This is a genomic window from Burkholderia savannae, assembly GCF_001524445.2.
Taxonomy (GTDB): Bacteria; Pseudomonadota; Gammaproteobacteria; order Burkholderiales; family Burkholderiaceae; genus Burkholderia; species Burkholderia savannae.
This window is the reverse complement of the sequence record NZ_CP013417.1, coordinates 2,059,945-2,079,507: the sequence shown is the minus strand read 5'-3', so window position 1 is coordinate 2,079,507 and position 19,563 is coordinate 2,059,945. Positions and strand designations below refer to the sequence as shown.

Annotated in this window: 17 protein-coding genes; 14 read left to right on the top strand and 3 right to left on the bottom strand. The window is 68.1% G+C overall.

All coding sequences use genetic code 11. From position 1 onward, the window contains the following. The first annotated feature begins 120 nt into the window (after positions 1–120). Positions 121–615 (top strand): universal stress protein, encoded by a 495-nt coding sequence (locus WS78_RS10150; RefSeq protein ID WP_038743122.1) that lies wholly within the window; start codon positions 121–123, stop codon positions 613–615. A gap of 301 nt (positions 616–916) precedes the next feature. On the opposite strand, the gene WS78_RS10145 is transcribed toward WS78_RS10150, so the two are convergent. From WS78_RS10145 to lexA, 3 genes are all read right to left on the bottom strand, one after another. Then, positions 917–1,645 (bottom strand): DUF2939 domain-containing protein, encoded by a 729-nt coding sequence (locus WS78_RS10145; RefSeq protein WP_059575097.1) that lies wholly within the window; start codon positions 1,643–1,645, stop codon positions 917–919. Between the two features lie 35 nt (positions 1,646–1,680). Beyond that, positions 1,681–2,004 (bottom strand): hypothetical protein, encoded by a 324-nt coding sequence (locus WS78_RS10140; protein WP_059575095.1) that lies wholly within the window; start codon positions 2,002–2,004, stop codon positions 1,681–1,683. Between the two features lie 64 nt (positions 2,005–2,068). After that, entirely contained in the window at positions 2,069–2,716 is a 648-nt protein-coding gene (gene lexA, locus WS78_RS10135) for a transcriptional repressor LexA (RefSeq protein WP_038743119.1), read from the bottom strand. Positions 2,717–2,719: 3 nt separating this feature from the next. Here lexA and WS78_RS10130 point away from each other — a divergent pair, with 3 nt between their 5' ends. The 13 genes from WS78_RS10130 to WS78_RS10065 all read left to right on the top strand — a co-directional run bounded on the left by WS78_RS10130 (position 2,720) and on the right by WS78_RS10065 (position 19,519). After that, complete coding sequence (locus WS78_RS10130; protein WP_082717394.1) at positions 2,720–2,893, top strand: sodium:proton symporter; 174 nt, start codon at positions 2,720–2,722, stop codon at positions 2,891–2,893. 92 nt (positions 2,894–2,985) lie between these two features. Then, complete coding sequence (locus WS78_RS10125; protein WP_059575093.1) at positions 2,986–4,023, top strand: sulfate ABC transporter substrate-binding protein; 1,038 nt, start codon at positions 2,986–2,988, stop codon at positions 4,021–4,023. Between the two features lie 132 nt (positions 4,024–4,155). Then, positions 4,156–5,049, top strand: a complete 894-nt coding sequence (gene cysT, locus WS78_RS10120; RefSeq protein WP_059575091.1) for a sulfate ABC transporter permease subunit CysT — start codon at positions 4,156–4,158, stop codon at positions 5,047–5,049. Next, complete coding sequence (gene cysW / locus WS78_RS10115) at positions 5,046–6,026, top strand: sulfate ABC transporter permease subunit CysW (protein ID WP_038743116.1); 981 nt, start codon at positions 5,046–5,048, stop codon at positions 6,024–6,026. The genes cysT and cysW overlap by 4 nt, the downstream gene beginning before the upstream one ends. Before the next feature lie 13 nt (positions 6,027–6,039). Further along, entirely contained in the window at positions 6,040–7,095 is a 1,056-nt protein-coding gene (locus WS78_RS10110) for a sulfate/molybdate ABC transporter ATP-binding protein (RefSeq protein WP_038743115.1), read from the top strand. A gap of 70 nt (positions 7,096–7,165) precedes the next feature. After that, positions 7,166–8,092, top strand: coding sequence for a CysB family HTH-type transcriptional regulator (locus WS78_RS10105; RefSeq protein ID WP_038743114.1), 927 nt, complete (start codon positions 7,166–7,168; stop codon positions 8,090–8,092). A 777-nt stretch (positions 8,093–8,869) separates the two neighbouring features. Beyond that, positions 8,870–9,832, top strand: a complete 963-nt coding sequence (locus WS78_RS10100) for a sugar ABC transporter substrate-binding protein (RefSeq protein ID WP_038743113.1) — start codon at positions 8,870–8,872, stop codon at positions 9,830–9,832. Positions 9,833–9,971: 139 nt separating this feature from the next. Next, positions 9,972–11,543, top strand: coding sequence for a sugar ABC transporter ATP-binding protein (locus tag WS78_RS10095; RefSeq protein WP_038743112.1), 1,572 nt, complete (start codon positions 9,972–9,974; stop codon positions 11,541–11,543). 83 nt (positions 11,544–11,626) lie between these two features. Further along, complete coding sequence (locus WS78_RS10090; RefSeq protein WP_038743111.1) at positions 11,627–12,640, top strand: ABC transporter permease; 1,014 nt, start codon at positions 11,627–11,629, stop codon at positions 12,638–12,640. A 28-nt stretch (positions 12,641–12,668) separates the two neighbouring features. Beyond that, positions 12,669–13,700 carry a LacI family DNA-binding transcriptional regulator gene (locus WS78_RS10085; protein WP_059575089.1) on the top strand — a complete coding sequence of 344 codons (1,032 nt, stop codon included), beginning with the start codon at positions 12,669–12,671 and terminating at the stop codon, positions 13,698–13,700. Next, complete coding sequence (rbsK, locus tag WS78_RS10080; RefSeq protein WP_059575086.1) at positions 13,697–14,659, top strand: ribokinase; 963 nt, start codon at positions 13,697–13,699, stop codon at positions 14,657–14,659. Before WS78_RS10085 ends, rbsK begins: the two co-directional genes overlap by 4 nt. Positions 14,660–14,873: 214 nt before the next feature. After that, positions 14,874–16,724, top strand: a complete 1,851-nt coding sequence (locus WS78_RS10075; protein ID WP_059575084.1) for a methyl-accepting chemotaxis protein — start codon at positions 14,874–14,876, stop codon at positions 16,722–16,724. An 872-nt stretch (positions 16,725–17,596) separates the two neighbouring features. Continuing rightward, positions 17,597–19,519 carry a PrkA family serine protein kinase gene (locus tag WS78_RS10065; RefSeq protein ID WP_038743107.1) on the top strand — a complete coding sequence of 641 codons (1,923 nt, stop codon included), beginning with the start codon at positions 17,597–17,599 and terminating at the stop codon, positions 19,517–19,519. The last annotated feature ends 44 nt before the right edge of the window (positions 19,520–19,563 follow it).

Below are 19,563 nucleotides of genomic sequence, written 5' to 3'. Positions count from 1 at the left end.
CTGCATTGCATCATCGCGCGTTCGCGGTGCAACGCGAATCAGCGTTTTCCAGCGCTTGCATCTGGAATTGCGGTGCAGCATGATGAATTCACGCGCTGGTCGCGCACTAGGGAGACCAAAATGGCTAGTTATAAAAAAATATTGTTGTGCTACGACGGTACGCTCGAGGGCCGCAAGGCACTGCGATGCGGTGCCGATCTGGCGCTCGAGCTGAAGGCCGAGACGCACTTGCTGTCGGTCGTCGACATGCGTTCGAGCATTGCGCAAAGCGCCGGTCTGCTGACCGACGTCGCGTGCAGCCGCTTCGAAGAAACCGCACGGGAGATCCTGCAAGAAGGCGTCGACTGGCTGACCGAGCGCGGCGTGCAGGCACAGGGGCATTTCGCATTCGGCTACCCGATCGACGAAATCGCGAATCTCGCGACGAAGCTGAACGTCGATCTCGTCGTGGTCGGCCATCGCTGCCGCAGCGGCTTGTCGCGGTGGTGGATGGGCTCCGGCAGCACGCAACTGCTCGATCGCGTGTCGTGCAGCATTTTGGTCGCGTGTTCGTCGCCCGCCGAGCAGAAGGCGGAAAGCGCGAGGGAAGCGGCCGCGGCGACGACCGGGCACTGACGCATTCCGGCGTCGGGGCGGTGACATGCCAATCGGCCGCGCGCGGCCGAGGCTGGTGTTCGCTGCTTCGGCCGTTGCCGGTGTCCGGCATCGGTTGAGCGTGTAGAAGGACAGAACCGGTTCCAGTGCGTCTGGGAGCGCACGCGGCATTCAGGTGAGCGGACTTCCGGCTCCCCGCTGCAAGGCGCTCCCACCGGATGGTCGGCGAACTGTACATGGTTTACGCGTATACGCGATGTACGCGGCATGTGTCTTGGCCTACTTGCTTGGTGAAGCGGGCGGTCGACGCGCGGATTCACATTCAATCGTCGTGCAAATCGACCGCTGACAATTTCCACCCGAAGACTCCGCTGCGGCGAAATATCGCCGCATAGCGCGTGCTACCGTCGTCGCGACGATACGTGACGACGAATTCGTCGAAGCTCCGGTAGTGCGCGCTCGTCTGCGGCGATGCGTCAGGATGCGCACCTGCGGCGGCGGGCACGCTTGCCGCAGACGACGGCCCAGCTTGCGCTGCGGCGCTGCTTGCCGCGGGCGTCGGGCCGCTCGAAGCGGTGGCGGAGTTGCCGGCGCTGCTTGCCGGGGCAACCGCGCCGGGTGCCGACGACGCGGGCAGGCTTGCCGTTTGATCACCCGGTTGATTCAATTCGGGCGGCCGCTGTCCCGGCTGCGCGCGCGGTGGCAAGCCGCTCAACAGCGCGGCGACGCCGTCGGGCGTTGCATAGGCGTCGACGAGCGGGCCGACGAGCGCCGAGCCGATCAACGCGCCAATGATCGCGAGCGGATTGTCGCGCTTTTGCGCGTCGATGCGCCGCATCAATTCGTCGGTGAGCTGCTGCTTCAGGCTGATCCGCAGCGCGGGGAAATCGACGTGCGCGCTGATCGCCTGTGCGTCGCGCGAGTCGATCGCCTGCTTGATTTGCCTGAGCGCGAGATACGGCGACGCATACGCATACACGGCGACGACGACCGCGATGACGATCGACACCGGCTTCAGAAAACGCTTTTGCGGGCGCACGGCAGGATTCAAGCGGCCTCCACGGCGAAACGGACGGACCCGGAAGATCAGAGACCTTGCTGAGTCAACGAACGTTCCTCGGCAATGCACCGGTCGATCATTCGGCAGATCGCGTCGACCGTCCCCACCATGATGAATCGCGACGGCCCGTGATAGACGCGCACCGGCGCGCGTCGCGCGGGCTCCGCGTGATGGAGCGAACCGTTCAGCGACACGCGCGCGAATGCCGGCAAAGCGGACAACGGCAGCTGCGTGTCGGCATCGCCGGGCGGCTGCGCGGCGGCGGCGAGCGGCGCACATGGCGTGCGCCCGCGCAGATGACGCAGGCGGCCGAATTGGCGGAAGGGCAGCAGGCGGGCGAGGCGTTCCATAGGGTTCTCCTGATCCAGTCGAATGGCGGATAGACGGGCGGGGCCGCGGCTGGCCGAAAGGCGCTTAGAACTCGCCCGGGCGGATCAGCCCGACGGCGACGCCTTCCAGCGCGAATTCCGCGCTGCCGGCCTTCACGAAGATGTTCTCGTAATCGGGATTCTCGGCGATCAGCTCGACGCCGCCCGGCCGGCGCTTCAGGCGCTTGACCGTGACGTCGTCGCCGAGTCGCGCGACGATGATCTGCCCGTCCTTCGCCTCGGTTCGCTTCTGCACGGCGAGCAGATCGCCGTCGAGGATGCCGGCGTCGCGCATCGACAGGCCGCGCACCTTCAGCAGGTAGTCCGGCTTGCTCGAGAAGAGCGCGGGATCGCACGCGTAACGTTGCGAAATGTGCTCCTGCGCGAGGATCGGGCTACCCGCCGCGACGCGGCCCACGAGCGGAAGCGACAGTTGCATCAGCGCCGCGTGCGGCAGCGTCAGCTGGTGCGGCGCGTCTTCGAGGCCGAGCAGGCGGATGCCGCGCGACGCGCCCGCCGCCAGTTCGATCACGCCCTTGCGCGCGAGCGCCCGCAAGTGCTCCTCGGCCGCGTTCGGCGAGCTGAAGCCCAGCTCGGCGGCGATTTCCGCGCGCGTGGGCGGAAACCCCGAGCGCTCGATCGCGCGACGGATCAAGTCGAACACTTGCTGCTGACGGGCGGTGAGTTTGATCATGGCATGACTGTATGGATAGACAGTGAGCTGTATTTTTATACAGTGCCCGAGGAAATTCAAGCGTTACTTGAAGTTCGGCGCTATCGCGGCGGTTCCGCCGCGATCCGGCTGCGTCGCAGCGGCGCTTCGGTCGCGATAGCCGTCGATCGGGCGGTCGTTACCACTTTTGAGTATTAAAAAATGAGGAACGATTATTTTTAATGATGAAACCTGTTCGTTAGACTGGCCCGACATCGCAATCCATGACCCACACATTTGGAGAACAACGGATGGTCAAGCGCAATACGGGGCTGGCGGGCGGCGCGCGCCGTCTCATCGCATCACTCGCGCTCGGCGCGGCGGCGGCGCTTGGCGCGCTCACGCCGGCGCTCGCGGACACGACGTTCCTGAACGTCTCCTACGATCCGACGCGCGAGCTCTACCAGGACGTCAATCAGGCGTTCGGCAAGGCGTGGAAGGCGAAGACGGGCGAGACGGTGAACTTCAAGCAGTCGCACGGCGGCTCGGGCGCGCAGGCGCGCTCGGTGCTCGACGGGCTGCAGGCGGACGTCGTGACGCTCGCGCTTGCGTACGACATCGACGCGCTCGCGAACAAGGGCATCGTCGACAAGGACTGGCAGAAGCGCCTGCCGGACAACGCGTCGCCGTACACGTCGACGATCGTGTTCCTCGTGAGGAAGGGCAATCCGAAGGGCATCAAGGACTGGGACGATCTCGTGAAGCCGGGCGTGTCGATCGTCACGCCGAACCCGAAGACGTCGGGCGGCGCGCGCTGGAACTATCTCGCCGCGTGGGCGTACGCGCAGCACAAGCCGGGCGGCAACGCGCAGACGGCGAAGGACTTCATCACGAAGCTCTACAAGAACGCGGGCGTGCTCGATTCGGGCGCGCGCGGCGCGACGACGAGCTTCGTGCAGCGCGGCATCGGCGACGTGCTGATCGCATGGGAGAACGAGGCGTTCCTGTCGATCAAGGAGTTCGGCGCCGACAAGTTCGAGATCGTCGTGCCGTCGGCGAGCATTCTGGCGGAGCCGCCCGTCGCGGTGGTCGACAAGGTCGTCGACAAGAAGGGCACGCGCAAGCTCGCCGAGGCTTACCTGAACTTCCTGTACAGCAAGGAAGGGCAGGAGATCGCCGCGCGCAATTACTACCGGCCGCGCTCGAAGGACGTGCCGGCGGCGCTCACGAAGCAGTTCCCCAAGCTGAAGCTGTACACGGTCGACGATACGTTCGGCGGCTGGACCAATGCGCAAAAGACGCATTTCGCCGACGGCGGCGTGTTCGATTCGATCTACAAGCCGCAATGAGCGAAGGCGGGCGCGCGCCGTGACGGGCGCGCGCCCGCCGCAACACAACGATACCGGGCCGACGGACGCGCGTGCAACGCGCGTCCGTCGAGCCGTTGAACCCATGTGCATCACCCTGGAAGAGCATTCCGCATGACGACGTTCACCTTCCGCAAGCCGAGCGCGCTGCCCGGATTCGGCGTGACGCTCGGCATCACGCTGGCCTACCTGAGCCTCGTGGTGCTGATCCCGCTCGCCGCCACCTTTCTGAAGACGGCCACGCTCACGTGGGATCAGTTCGTCGCCGCGACGACGTCGCCGCGCGTCGTCGCGTCCTATCGGCTCACGTTCTCGGCCGCGCTCGGCGGCGCGCTCGTCAACGCGGCGTTCGGCTTTCTCGTCGCGTGGGTGCTCGTGCGCTACTCGTTCCCGTTCAAGCGGCTCGTCGACGCGATCGTCGACCTGCCGTTCGCGCTGCCGACGTCGGTCGCGGGCATCTCGCTCGCGGCCGTCTACGCGCAGAACGGCTGGATCGGCAGCTATCTCGCGCCGCTCGGCATCAAGATCGCGTTCACGCCGTTCGGCGTGCTCGTCGCGCTGACGTTCATCGGCCTGCCGTTCGTCGTGCGCACCGTGCAGCCGGTGCTCGAGGATTTCGAGCGCGAGCAGGAAGAGGCGGCCGCGTGCCTCGGCGCGTCGCGCTGGCTCACGTTCCGCCGCGTCGTGCTGCCCGCCGTCACGCCCGCGCTGCTGACGGGCTTCGCGCTCGCGTTCGCGCGCGCGCTCGGCGAATACGGCTCGGTGATCTTCATCGCCGGCAACGTGCCGATGAAGTCGGAAATCACGTCGCTGCTGATCATCACGAAGCTCGAGCAGTACGACTACGCGGGCGCGACGGCGCTCGCGGTCGTGATGCTCGTCGTGTCGTTCGTGATGCTGCTTTTCATCAACACGCTGCAGTGGTACCTGCAGCGCCGCACGAGCCGCGGCGCAAGCGGCCCGGCGCCCGCCGCGCAGGCGGTGACGGCACTCGGAGGCGCGCAATGAGCCAAGACGCCGCTCAGTCCCGCGCAGTCGCGGCGCCCGCCGATGCGAGCCGCGGGCCGCGCCGCGCCGCCGACGCGGGCGTGCGCGCACGCCGCCTCGATCCCGTCAGCGAGCCGCGCGCGGTGCGTTGGCTGCTCACGGGCGCGGCGCTCGCGTTCCTCGCGCTCTTTCTCGTCGTGCCGCTCGCGGCGGTGTTCGTCGAGGCGCTGCGCAAGGGCTTCGATTTCTACGTCGAATCGCTCGCCGACCCGGATGCGTGGTCGGCGATCAAGCTCACGCTGACCGTGGCCGCGATCGCGGTGCCGCTCAATCTCGTGTTCGGCGTGTGTGCGTCGTGGGCGATCGCGAAGTTCGAGTTCAAGGGCCGCGCGCTCCTCACGACGCTCATCGACCTGCCGTTCTCGGTGTCGCCCGTGATCTCGGGCCTCGTCTACGTGCTGCTGTTCGGCGCGCAGGGCTGGCTCGGGCCGTGGCTGCAGGCGCACGATGTGCAGATCATCTTTGCCGTGCCGGGCATCGTGCTCGCGACGATCTTCGTCACGTTCCCGTTCGTCGCGCGCGAGCTGATTCCGCTCATGCAGGCGCAGGGCAGCGACGAGGAGGAAGCGGCGCGCGTGCTCGGCGCGTCCGGCTGGCAGATCTTCCGGCGCGTGACGCTGCCGAACGTGAAGTGGGGCCTGCTGTACGGCGTGATCCTCTGCAACGCGCGCGCGATGGGCGAGTTCGGCGCGGTGTCGGTCGTCTCCGGCCACATCCGCGGCCAGACCGACACGATGCCGCTGCACGTCGAGATTCTCTACAACGAGTACAACTTCGCAGCCGCGTTCGCGGTGGCGTCGGTGCTCGCGCTGCTCGCGCTCGTCACGCTCGCGCTCAAGCTGTTCGCCGAGCGGCGGCTGTCCGCCGACCTCGCGCAGGGGCGCGACGGCGCGCCCGCCGCGCACCCGAGCGCCGCCGTCACTTCGTCGATTTCGTAAAGAGGCAAACCAGATGGGCATCACCGTTCGTAATCTGCACAAGCGCTTCGGCGATTTCACCGCGCTCGACGACGTCACGCTCGATTTTCCGGCGGGCGAGCTTGTCGCGCTCCTCGGGCCGTCCGGCTGCGGCAAGACGACGCTGTTGCGCGTGATCGCGGGCCTCGAGCACGCGGATGCGGGGCAGGTCGTGCTGCAGGGGCTCGACGTCGCGTCGGTCGGCGCGCGCGAGCGGCAGGTCGGCTTCGTGTTCCAGCATTACGCGCTCTTCAGGCACATGACGGTGTTCGAGAACGTCGCGTTCGGGCTGCGCGTGAAGCCGCGGCGCGAGCGGCCGGGCGAAGCCGCGATCCGCGCCAAGGTGCATGAATTGTTGTCGCTCGTGCAGCTCGACTGGCTCGCGCAGCGCTATCCGTCCGAGCTCTCGGGCGGCCAGCGGCAGCGGATCGCGCTCGCGCGCGCGCTCGCCGTCGAGCCGAAGGTGCTGCTGCTCGACGAGCCGTTCGGCGCGCTCGACGCGAAAGTGCGCAAGGAGCTGCGCGGCTGGCTGCGCCGGCTGCACGACGATTTGCACATCTCGACGATCTTCGTCACGCATGATCAGGAAGAGGCGCTCGAAGTGGCCGACCGGATCGTCGTGCTCGATCACGGCCGCGTCGAGCAGGTCGGCAGCCCGCAGGACGTCTACGATCATCCGCAAAGCGCGTTCGTCTACGAGTTCCTCGGCGCGGCGAACCGGCTCGACGGCACCGTGAGCGGCAAGGGCTTCGTCGCGCACGGCGCGGCGGATGCGATCGCCGTCGACGCCGATTTCGCGGGCCCCGCGCGCGCGTACGTGCGGCCGCACGACCTCGAGCTCGTCGCGCCCGATGCGCGCGCGAACGGCATCGCGGCCGACGTGCGGCGCGTCGTGCCGCTCGGCGGCTCGGTGCGCATCGAGCTCGCCGCGCGCGCGGGCGGCGTGCTCGAGGCCGAGCTCGATCGCAACGCGTGGCGCGCGCTGTCGCTCGACGTCGGTGACGCGCTTACCGCCGTGCCGCGCGCGGTGCGCGTGTTCCCGGCGCGCTGACGGCGCGCGGCGGGCGACTCGCGCATGCGGATTTCACAGACCAACAAAGACAACGCCTGAGAGGCTACCCATGAACTTTCAACAATTGCGCTTCGTGCGCGAAGCGGTGCGTCAGAACATGAACCTGACGGAAGTCGCGAATGTGCTCTACACGTCGCAGTCGGGCGTGTCGAAACAGATCAAGGATCTGGAGGACGAGCTTGGCGTCGACATCTTCATTCGTCGCGGCAAGCGCCTGACGGGCCTCACGGAGCCCGGCAAGGCCGTTCATCAGCTGATCGAGCGGATGCTGCTCGACGCGGAGAACCTGCGCCGAGTCGCGCGCCAGTTCGCGGACCAGGACAGCGGCCACCTCGTCGTCGCGACGACGCACACGCAGGCGCGCTACGCGCTGCCGAAGGTGATCCGCCAGTTCACCGAGGTCTATCCGAAGGTGCATCTCGCGCTGCGCCAGGGCAGCCCGCAGCAGATCGCGCAGATGATCCTGAACGGCGAGGCGGATCTCGGCATCTCGACCGAGGCGCTCGACCGCTATCCGGACATCGTCACGTTCCCGTGCTATTCGTGGCATCACGTCGTCGTCGTGCCGAAGGGGCATCCGCTCGTCGGCCGCGAGAACGTGACGCTCGACGATATCGCCGAATACCCGATCATCACGTACGACCAGGACTTCACCGGCCGCTCGCATATCGACCAGGCGTTTGCGAACGCGGGCGCGGTGCCGGACGTCGTGCTCACGGCCATCGACGCCGACGTGATCAAGACCTACGTCGAGCTCGGGATGGGGATCGGCGTCGTCGCCGCGATGGCGTACGACGCGCAGCGCGACACCGGGCTCGTCGCGCTCGACACGCAGCACTTGTTCGAGGCGAGCACGACGCGCGTCGGCCTGCGCCGCGGCGCGTTCCTGCGCGCCTATGCGTACCGGCTGATCGAGATGTTCGCGCCGCATCTGTCCGAAGGCGAGATCGCCGGGCAGTTGCGCGAAGCGGCCTGAGTGTGCGTCGGGTGCGCGCGACGGCTCGCGCGCGGCTGCGGTGACGGAGCCGCGCGGCGCGGTTCCGCACGACCCGGCCCGGCCGTCGTGCGAAGCCGCCGCGCGCCGGCGCGCGGTCGCCGGGCCGACTCCAGCTCGCCGCCCGATCGCCGCGTAACGGTTGGGTTGCGTGCGTTCGCTGCGGCGCGTTCGGCGCGCGTCGTTCCTTCGTCGTGCGCCGACAGCACACGCGGCCTGCGCGCGAAATGCGCAGAACGCATCGCCGCGGCCGGCTGGCCGGCCTTCGACCATTCGACCATTCGACCATTCGACCATTCGACCATTCGACCATTCGACCATTCGACCATTCGGCCGCACGCGAGACGGCGGCGCGCTCGCCGCCCCGCGCACGCGGCACGTTTCGATTGTGCCGATCCGGCGTCGCGCTTCCGTTCTGCGCCGCGCCCGCATTTTCGCTGGCCTCCCGCGCACCGCGCCGCGCCGTATCGCGCCGTCGGTCGTTTTTCCGGCCGTTTTCTCCGAACAAACCCTTAATTGCCCGAATCGGCGTTGCGTAACGCGCAGAAAAAGCTGACGATAGGCGCTCCCGATATCAAGAAAAAGGACCGGGATGCGCAGTTTGCGCGGCCGACCATACGCAGGCAGTCACTTCCGTCGTATCCCCTTCGTGGCGCAGATCGTTGAAACGTCGTGTCGGGCCGGTTCGCGCAAACGTTTGCTCGTCGTCAAAACGACACTCGGTCCGCCCGGGACAACAACCACTGCCAGGAGAGTCGCATGGATGTCAGCCTCCGCCGCCGCGTGCTAGCCGCCGCGGCCGTTTGCGTCGCCGTCGCCGCCGCCGGACCGTTCTCGGCCGCCCGGGCGCAGACCGCGCACAAGCCGAAGGTCGCCCTCGTGATGAAGTCGCTCGCCAACGAGTTCTTTCTCACGATGGAGAACGGCGCGAAGGAATACCAGAAACACAACGCGAGCCAGTTCGATCTCGTCACGAACGGCATCAAGGACGAAACCGACACCGCGAGCCAGATCCGCATCGTCGAGCAGATGATCGTGTCGAAGGTCGACGCGATCGTGCTCGCGCCCGCCGATTCGAAGGCGCTCGTGCCCGTCGTCAAGAAGGCCGTCGACGCGGGCATCATCGTCGTCAACATCGACAATCGGCTCGATCCGGACGTGCTCAAGTCGAAGAGCCTGAACGTGCCGTTCGTCGGCCCGGACAACCGCAAGGGCGCGCGGATGGTCGGCGACTACCTCGCGAAGCGGCTGAAGGCGGGCGACCAGGTCGGCATCGTCGAGGGCGTGCCGACGACGACCAACGCGCAGCAGCGCACCGCTGGCTTCCAGGACGCGATGAAGGCGGCGGGCGCGAAGGTCGTGTCGGTCCAGTCGGGCGAATGGGAGATCGACAAGGGCAATGCGGTCGCCTCCGCGATGCTCAACGAATACCCGAACCTGAAGGCGCTCCTCTGCGGCAACGACAACATGGCGATCGGCGCCGTGTCCGCGGTGCGCGCGGCGGGTCGCCAGGGCAAGGTGTACGTGGTCGGCTACGACAACATCAACGCGATCAAGCCGATGCTCAGGGGCGGCCGCGTGCTCGCGACCGCCGACCAGTACGCGGCGAAGCAGGCCGTGTTCGGCATCGATACTGCGTTGAAGGCGCTCGCCGAGCACCGCAAGCAGGCCGACATGACGGGCATCGTCGCGACCCCGGTCGATCTCGTGACGAAGCCTTGACCCGGCGCGGCGGCTTCGGCTCGCCGCTCAAGATCGCCGCGGCGCGGCCGTTATCCGGTCAGAGCGTGACCCCGGCCGCCTCGCGTCCCCGTCCGCGCGGCTGCGCGGATCGCGACAACCGTATTTCATCAGGATCGCGATGGATTCGACCGACCCAGATTCGATGCCCGACGCGCCGACGCTCGTCGTGACGGGCATCGGCAAGACCTATGCCGAGCCCGTGCTCGCCGACGTGTCGCTCGCGCTGCACGCGGGCGAGGCGCTCGCGCTGACGGGCGAGAACGGCGCGGGCAAGAGCACGCTGTCGAAGATCGTGGCCGGGCTCGTCGCGCCGACGGCGGGCGCGATGCGGCTCGCGGGCGCGGCGTACGCGCCGCTGAGCCGCGCGCACGCGGAGGCGCTCGGCGTACGGATGGTGATGCAGGAGCTCAATCTCGTTCCGACGCTCACCGTCGCCGAAAACCTGTTTCTCGATCGCCTGCCGCACCGGTTCGGCGTGATCGACCGCCGGCGGCTCGCCGACGACGCGCGCGCGGCGATGGCGCGCGTCGGGCTCGACGCGCTCGACCCTAACACGCCCGTCGGCGCGCTCGGCATCGGCCATCAGCAACTGGTCGAGATCGCGCGAAGCCTCGCGGGCGAGTGCCGCGTGCTGATCCTCGACGAGCCGACCGCGATGCTGACCGCGCGCGAAGTCGAGCTGCTGTTCGACCAGATCGCGCGGCTGAAGGCGGACGGCGTCGCGCTCGTCTACATCTCGCACCGGCTCGAGGAGCTCGCGCGGGTCGCGGAGCGGGTCGCCGTGCTGCGCGACGGCCGGCTCGTGCACGTCGATCGGATCGACGCGCAGCCGACCGAGCGGCTCGTCGCGCTGATGGCCGGGCGCGAGATCGCCGAGCAGGCGGTGCATGGCGCGCGCACGCCGGGCGCGCCGTGCTTGAAGGTCGAGCGCCTGTCGCGCGGCGACGCGGTGCGCGAGGTGTCGTTCGACGTGCGCGCGGGCGAGATCTTCGGCATTTCCGGGCTGATCGGCGCCGGGCGCACCGAGCTGCTGCGGCTCATCTACGGCGCGGACGAGGCGGACGGCGGCACCGTGTCGGTAGGCGATCCGCCGCGGCCTGCCGCGATCGGCTCGCCCGCGGACGCGGTCCGGCACGGCATCGCGCTCGTCAGCGAGGACCGCAAGGGCGAGGGGCTGCTGCTGCCGCAGTCGATCGCGGCGAATCTGTCGCTCGGGCAGCTCGCGCGCGTCGCGCGCGGCGGCATCGTCGACGGTGCGCGCGAGACGGCGCTCGCCGCGCGGCAAATCGACGCACTGCGGATTCGCGCGCGCGGCCCCGCGCAGCCGGTGTCGGAGCTGTCGGGCGGCAATCAGCAGAAAGTCGCGATCGGCCGCTGGCTCGGCCGCGACATGAGCGTGCTGCTGTTCGACGAACCGACCCGCGGGATCGACGTCGGCGCGAAGTTCGACATCTACGCGCTGCTCGACGCGCTCGCGCGCGAAGGCCGCGCGATCGTCGTCGTGTCGAGCGACCTGCGCGAGCTGATGCTGATCTGCGACCGGATCGGCGTGATGTCGGCGGGGCGGATGGACGCCGTGTTCGAGCGCGGCGCGTGGACGCAGGACGCGCTCCTCGCCGCCGCGTTCGCCGGCTACGCGCGCCGCGACGCGGCGCTGCACGCGCCCGGCGACGCGCGAACCGCCACGTAAGCGCGCTTGGCGCGACCGATCCGGCCCGCGGCCGACACCGCACGCCTCAATTCATCGAAGCAGCAACACACAGGACATTCACGATGAACGACCGATCCATCGACCGAAACGCCGGCGCCCGGCCCGGGCAGGCGGGCGGCGTCGCGGCGAAGCCGGCCGGCGTGCGGCTCGGCCTGTCGAACTACATCGGGCTCGCGCTCGCGCTTCTCGCGCTGATCGCGCTCTTCTCGATGCTGAGCTCGCACTTCCTCACGTACGACACCTTCAGCACGATCGCAAATCAGATTCCCGACCTCGTCGTGCTGTCGGTCGGCATGACCTTCGTGCTCGTCATCGCGGGCATCGATCTGTCGGTCGGCTCCGTGCTCGCGCTCGCGGCGTCGGTCGTGAGCGTGGCCGCGCTGCGCTGGCAGTGGCCGCCGCTCTTCGCCGCGCTCGCCGGCGTCGCGGCGGCGGCCGCGACGGGCACGCTGACGGGCGCCGTCACGGTCGGCTGGCGGATTCCGTCGTTCATCGTGTCGCTCGGCGTGCTCGAGGCGGCGCGCGGCGTCGCATACCAGTTGACCAACTCGCGCACCGCCTACATCGGCGACGCGTTCGACTTCCTGTCGAACCCGATCGCGCTCGGCATCTCACCCGCGTTCCTGATCGCGGTCGCGGTGATGGCCGTCGCGCAATTCGTGCTCGCGCGCACTGTGTTCGGCCGCTACCTCGTCGGCATCGGCACGAACGAGGAAGCAGTGCGACTGGCCGGGGTTAACCCGCGCCCGTATAAAATCATCGTTTTCGCGCTGATGGGCGCGCTCGCCGGGCTCGCCGCGCTGTTTCAGATCTCCCGGCTCGAAGCCGCCGATCCGAACGCGGGCGCGGGCCTCGAGCTGCAGGTGATCGCGGCCGTCGTGATCGGCGGCACGAGCCTCATGGGCGGTCGCGGCTCGGTCGTCAGCACGTTCTTCGGCGTGTTGATCATCTCCGTGCTCGCGGCCGGTCTCGCGCAGATCGGCGCGAACGAGCCCACCAAACGCATCATCACGGGCGCCGTGATCGTCGTGGCCGTCGTGCTCGACACGTATCGCAGCCGGCGCGCGCGGGGATAGCAAGAACAACGAACCAGAGAGAAAGGGAATGGCGACGATCAAGGATGTGGCGGCCATCGCCGGCGTGTCGTTCACGACGGTATCGCACGTGGTCAACAATTCGCGGCCCGTGTCGGCCGACGTGCGGGCCAAGGTCGAGCGGGCGATCCGCGAGCTGAACTACGTGCCGTCGGCCGTGGCGCGCTCGCTGAAGGCGCGCTCGACGGCCACCATCGGCCTCGTGGTGCCGAACAGCACGAACCCGTACTTCGCCGAGCTCGCGCGCGGCATCGAGGACCAGTGCGCGCTGTCCGGCTACTGCGTGTTCCTGTGCAACTCGGACGACGATCCCGAGAAGCAGCGCAACTACCTGCGCGTGCTGCAGGAAAAGCGCATCGACGGGCTCATCATCGCGTCGGCGGGCGACGACGCGGTGCTCGCGCACACGCTCGCCGACACGCGCGAGCCGCTCGTCGTGGTCGATCGGAACATCGAGGGGCTCGCGGCCGATCTCGTGCAGATCGACCACGAGCGCGGCGCGTATCTCGCGACGCGGCATCTGCTCGAGCTCGGCCACGCGAAGATCGGCTGCATCACGGGCGCCGTGTCGACCGCGGTGAGCGCGATGCGCGTGCACGGCTTCATTCGCGCGATGGCCGAGCGCGGCATCGACATCGTGCCGGGCGCGATCGCCGAGAGCGACTTCTCCTGCATCGGCGGCTATCACGCGGCCGTGCGCCTCTTCGACACCGTGCGCCCGAGCGCGATCTTCGCGGGCAACGACCTGATGGGGCTCGGCGCGCTGCGCGCGGCGGCCGAGCGCGGCATTCGCGTGCCGGCCGATTGCTCGATCATCGGCTTCGACGACATCGAGCTGTCGCGCTATACGTATCCGGCGCTGTCGACGGTCGGCCAGTCGGTGCGCGCGCTGGGCGAAATGGCCGCGCAGACGCTGATCGAGCGGATCGGCGGCGGCGCGTCGGGCGCGCCGAAGCGTCGGCGCGTCGTGTCGCCGCGCCTCGTGCTGCGCGAATCGACGACCGTCTACGTGGAGCCGGCCGACGCCGGGTATCGCGGATGACGACCGAAATCGAACGGACCGCGCCCGCGAGCGGCGGCAAGGTGATGGTCGTCGGCAGCCTCAACATGGATCTCGTCGTGCGCTCGCCGCGGCTGCCGCGGCCGGGCGAGACGCTCGCCGGCCGCTCGTTCGCGCAGGCGGCGGGCGGCAAGGGCGGCAACCAGGCGGTCGCGGCCGCGCGGCTCGGCGCGCGGGTCGCGATGCTCGGCCGCGTCGGCGCGGACGAGCACGGCGCCGCGTTGCGCGCGGGGCTCGTCGCCGAAGGCATCGATTGCGGCGCGCTGTCGGCCAGCGAGACGGCGACGACGGGCGTTGCGCTCATCGCCGTCGACGACGCGAGCCAGAACGCGATCGTGATCGTCGCGGGCAGCAACGGCGAGGTGACGCCCGAGTCGATCGCCGGGCACGAAGCCGCGCTCGCCGCGGCCGATGTGCTGATCTGCCAGCTCGAGACGCCCGCGGATGCGGTCCGCGCGGCGCTTGCCGCGGGCCGCCGGCTCGGCAAGACGGTCGTGCTGAATCCGGCGCCCGCCGTCGGGCCGCTGCCCGCGGACTGGCTGCCGCTCGTCGATTATCTGATTCCGAACGAAGTCGAGGCCGCCGCGCTGACCGGGCTGCCGGTGCGCGATCCGGCGGGCGCCGAGGCGGCGGCGCGCGCGCTCGCGGCGGCGGGCGCGCGCAACGTGATCGTCACGCTCGGCGCACAGGGCGCGCTCGCGCTGACGGCGGACGGCGCGGCGCGCCACTATCCGGCGCCGCGCGTGGCGCCCGTCGACACGACGGCGGCGGGCGACACGTTCATCGGCGGCTTCGCCGCCCGGCTCGCCGCGGGCGACGCGCCGCACGACGCGATCCGCTTCGCGCAGCGCGCGGCGGCGCTGTCGGTCACGCGCGCTGGCGCGCAGCCGTCGATTCCGACGCTCGCCGAGCTCGACGCATTCGCGCCGGACTCGGCGTGACACGCGCCGCGCGACACCGGTCTTCGTCAGCAAAAAGAAAGAAAATATAGGGCCGATGCACGTGGAGAACAGGATTTTCCTCGGATCAATCGTCACACGGATCAAGTCTTCCTGTCGAAAGCCGTAAACAGGCGAGACGAAGCAAACGTTTCGTCGTCGCGGGCCGCAGAGCGGGCGGCTTGCGTCGTCTTCACGATGCGTCACAGGAAGAACCATGCTGCTGAAGAACATCACGATCAGGTCGCGCCTCGCCGTCACGATGACGCTCCTTTCCCTCCTGCTGTGCGTCGTCGGCGCGCTCGGCCTGTTCGGGATGAGCCGGGCCAACGACGCGAACGAGCAAACCTCGTCGAACCAGTTGCCGAGCGCGATCGACGTCGCGAGCGCCGAGCTGTTCGCCGCCCGCGAGCGCCTCGTGCTCGACCGCGCGGCGCTTCTCGCCGGCACGCCGGACGCCGCGCAGGCGATCGAGCGCGCGCGCGGCATGCGCGGGATCTCCGATTCGTGGTGGAAGAAGTACCTCGACCTGCCGCGCAACGCGCAAGAGGAGCGCCTCGCGCAGGACGTCGCGTCCAAGCGGCAGATCCTGCAGCGCGAGCTCGACGGGTTCGCCGGGGTCATCAACGCGAACGATCGCGACAAGATTCTCGAGTCCGCAAAGCGGATGCAGGTGGTGTTCAACGACTTCGCGCTCGCGAGCGAGGCGTTGCGCGCATTCCAGATCAAGCAGGCGAGCATCAATTTCAACGACGCGCAAAGCGTATATTCGACGAGCCGAATCGCGAGCATCGCCGCGCTCGCGCTCGGCCTTGCGATCTCGGTCTATTGCTTCCTGAGCCTGCGCGCGGCGATCGCGCGGCCGCTCGCCGACGCGCTCGGCCATTTCGACGCGATCGCGGCGGGCGAGCTGCGCCGCCCGATCGTCGCCGCGCGGCGCGACGAGATGGGGCTGCTGCTCGAAGGGCTCGCGAAGATGCAGGCGAGCGTCGCGGACACCGTGCGCTCGGTGCGCGGCGGCAGCGAATCGATCGCGACGGCGGCGCGGCAGATCGCGGCGGGCAACATCGACCTGTCTTCGCGCACCGAGCAGCAGGCGGCGGCGCTCGAGGAGACGGCGTCGAGCATGGAGGAGCTCACGGGCACGGTGCGGCGCAACGCGGACAACGCGCGACAGGCGAGCACGCTCGCCGCGAGCGCGTCGGAGATCGCGAACAAGGGCAATGCCGTCGTGGGCCAGGTGGTCGGCACGATGGGCGACATCAACCAGAGTTCCGCGAAGATCGCCGACATCATCACGATCATCGAGGGCATCGCGTTCCAGACCAACATCCTTGCGCTGAACGCGGCCGTCGAGGCGGCGCGCGCGGGCGAGGAAGGGCGCGGCTTCGCGGTCGTCGCGGGCGAGGTGCGCAGCCTCGCGCAGCGCTCGTCGGCGGCCGCCAAGGAGATCAAGGAGCTGATCGACACGTCGGTCGAGCGCGTGCGCACGGGCTCGACGCTCGTCGACGAGGCGGGGCGCACGATGAGCGAGGTGATCGGCGCGGTGCGGCGCGTGACCGACATCATGGGCGAGATCGCGGCGGCGTCGGAGGAGCAGAGCACCGGGATCGATCAGGTGTCGCGCGCGGTGTCACAGATGGACGAGGTCACGCAGCAGAACGCGGCGCTCGTCGAGGAGGCCGCGGCCGCCGCGCAATCGCTCGACGAGCAGGCGGCGCGGCTGCGCGCGACCGTTTCGGTGTTTCGCGTCGACGACGGCGATGCGCGCGACGCCGCCTCGCAGGCGCGGCCCGCGGCCGGCGCGGCACGCCGGGCGGCGGCGGGCGCGGTTGCGCCGGCGCAGGGCGGCGCGCATTCGGGCGCGACTGCCGGCGCGCCGTCTGTCGCGCCGCCCGTTGTGTTGCCGGTCGCGCCGAGTCAGGCGGCGCCCAAGCCCGCGCCGCCCGCGAAGCCCGCGCATGCGGCCGCGGCCGCGGCCGCCAAGCCGAAGCCGGTGCCCGTGCCGCGCGCGGCGCCGGCCGCCGCGGCGGCCGTGGCGAGCGGCGACGATTGGGAGACGTTCTGACATCGGATGGAGATCGTATCGGACAACGATCTATCCCCAATTAGACTGAACGACAGCGCTTGCCGCCAGCGGGCGTTTTTGCATCGCAAACAGCCGCTCACACGTTCGTCGCGCGGTGGCCGGCGCGCGCTTTCCGATGCGTGGGCGCTCGGCGCGCGACGAGCGCGGCATCGCCATCTCGAAAATCGCCGCGAGCGCGCGTCGCGCGTACGGGCGCGCCCTGGGCGGGCACGTCATGGAACAGGCGCGTGCTGGGCACGCACGTCTTGGACAGACGGGCATGTCCTAGACAGGCACGTCCTGAATATGGACAGATCCCGAACGGAAACATCCCCTGCGGCCGCATTGCCGTTGCCTCCGCCGCGAACGTGCCCGCTCGGGCGACGTACATGTAACCGACACGCACTCGTCGCGCGCGCTCGGCAGCCGTCTCAGCCGGCGCGCCGCGCGTTTCCGCCGCGCGTGCGCCGCAAGCAATCGCCCTCATCGCCGTCAGGGGCATCGCGCCGTTGCGCGCAACGCAAAAAAATTGTAACGGCGCGTTTGCGATGTCGTCGCAGACGACGCGTCGCGCGTATATGGAAAGAAGCGGGAAGGTGGTTCGGCGAGTGCGGGAACGTCAACGGAGGAGACGATCCGCTGCCTGAATGGAGAGCGCCGATGCAGCGTTGGCGCGAAGCGGGAGAACCATTCTAGAGCAGCAGAAAGTGCTTTCCAAGCAGCGTTTTCCGCAATGCAGAGAACTGCAACGGGGCCGTTGAAGTAGTTCGTGAAAAAAAAAGTAAATGGGTTTAGGATGAAATCGAACGGTCCTGCTTCGACACGATCTATACGAAGGCAAGATCGTCTTCAGACTCAGGCGAGGAGGTAGCATGGATATTTATAGCAGCTTCGCGAACCGCTTCGAAAAAACGCGAGAAGAAGAGTTCTCGCTAGAGGAGTATCTCGCGCTCTGCAAGAACGATCCATCGGCGTACGCCACGGCCGGCGAACGCATGCTGGCGGCCATCGGGGAGCCGGAACAGATCGACACTCGCAACGATCCGCGCCTGTCGCGGATTTTCGCGAACAAGGTCATCAAGGTGTACCCTGCGTTCCGCGAGTTTTACGGGATGGAAGAGGTGATCGAGCAGGTGGTCGCCTATTTCCGCCACGCGGCGCAGGGGCTCGAGGAGAAGAAGCAGATCCTCTACCTGCTCGGACCGGTGGGCGGCGGCAAGTCGTCGATCGCCGAGCGCCTGAAGCAACTGATGGAGCGCGTGCCGTTCTACGCGCTCAAGGGCTCGCCCGTCAACGAATCGCCACTCGGCCTGTTCGACTACGACGAAGACGGTCCGATCCTCGAAGAGCAATACGGCATACCGCGCCGCTATCTGAAGAGCATCCTGAGTCCGTGGGCGGTCAAGCGCCTGCACGAGTACAACGGCGACATCCGGCGCTTCCGCGTCGTGCGCCGCTATCCTTCGATCCTGCGGCAGATCGGCATCGCGAAGACCGAGCCCGGCGACGAGAACAATCAGGACATCTCGTCGCTCGTCGGCAAGGTCGACATCCGCAAGCTCGAGCAATACGCGCAGGACGATGCCGACGCGTACAGTTATTCGGGCGGCCTGTGCCTCGCGAACCAGGGCCTTCTCGAGTTCGTCGAAATGTTCAAGGCGCCGATCAAGGTGCTGCATCCGCTCCTGACCGCCACGCAGGAAGGCAACTTCAAGGGCACCGAAGGATTCGGCGCGATCCCGTTCGACGGCATCATCCTCGCGCATTCGAACGAATCCGAATGGAAGGCGTTCCGCAACAACCGCAACAACGAGGCGTTGCTCGACCGGATCTTCGTCGTCAAGGTGCCGTACTGCCTGCGCGTGTCCGAGGAAATCAAGATCTACGAGAAGCTGATCCGCAACTCGTCGCTCGCCGAGGCCGTGTGTGCGCCCGGCACGCTGAAGATGATGGCGCAGCTCTCGGTGCTCACGCGTTTGCACGAGCCGGAGAATTCGAGTCTCTTTTCGAAGATGCAGGTGTACGACGGCGAGAATCTGAAGGACACCGATCCGAAGGCGAAGTCCTATCAGGAGTATCGCGACTACGCGGGCGTCGACGAAGGGATGACGGGCGTGTCCACGCGCTTCGCGTTCAAGATCCTGTCGCGCGTGTTCAACTTCGATTCGACCGAAGTCGCGGCGAACCCGGTGCACCTGATGTACGTGCTCGAACAGCAGATCGAGCGCGAGCAGTTCCCGCCTGAAACCGAGCAGAAGTATCTGTCGTTCGTGAAGGATCTGCTCGCGTCGCGCTACGCGGAGTTCATCGGCAAGGAGATCCAGACCGCGTATCTCGAGTCGTATTCGGAATACGGCCAGAACATCTTCGACCGCTACGTCACGTACGCGGATTTCTGGATACAGGATCAGGAGTTCCGCGATCACGACACGGGCGAGAGCTTCGACCGCGCGGCGCTCAACGCCGAGCTCGAGAAGATCGAGAAGCCGGCGGGCATCAGCAATCCGAAGGATTTCCGCAACGAGATCGTGAACTTCGTGTTGCGCGCGCGCGCCGCGAACGGGGGCAAGAACCCGGCGTGGGTCAGCTACGAGAAGCTGCGCGTCGTGATCGAAAAGAAGATGTTCTCGAACACGGAGGAATTGTTGCCGGTCATTTCGTTCAACGCGAAGGGCTCGGCGGAGGAGCAGCGCAAGCACGAAGACTTTGTGAACCGGATGGTCGCGAAGGGCTATACGCCGAAGCAGGTTCGGCTCCTGTGCGACTGGTATCTGCGCGTGCGCAAGTCGTCATGACGCGCGCAACGCGACGCCCGCGCGGCCGCGCACGGGCACCTTGA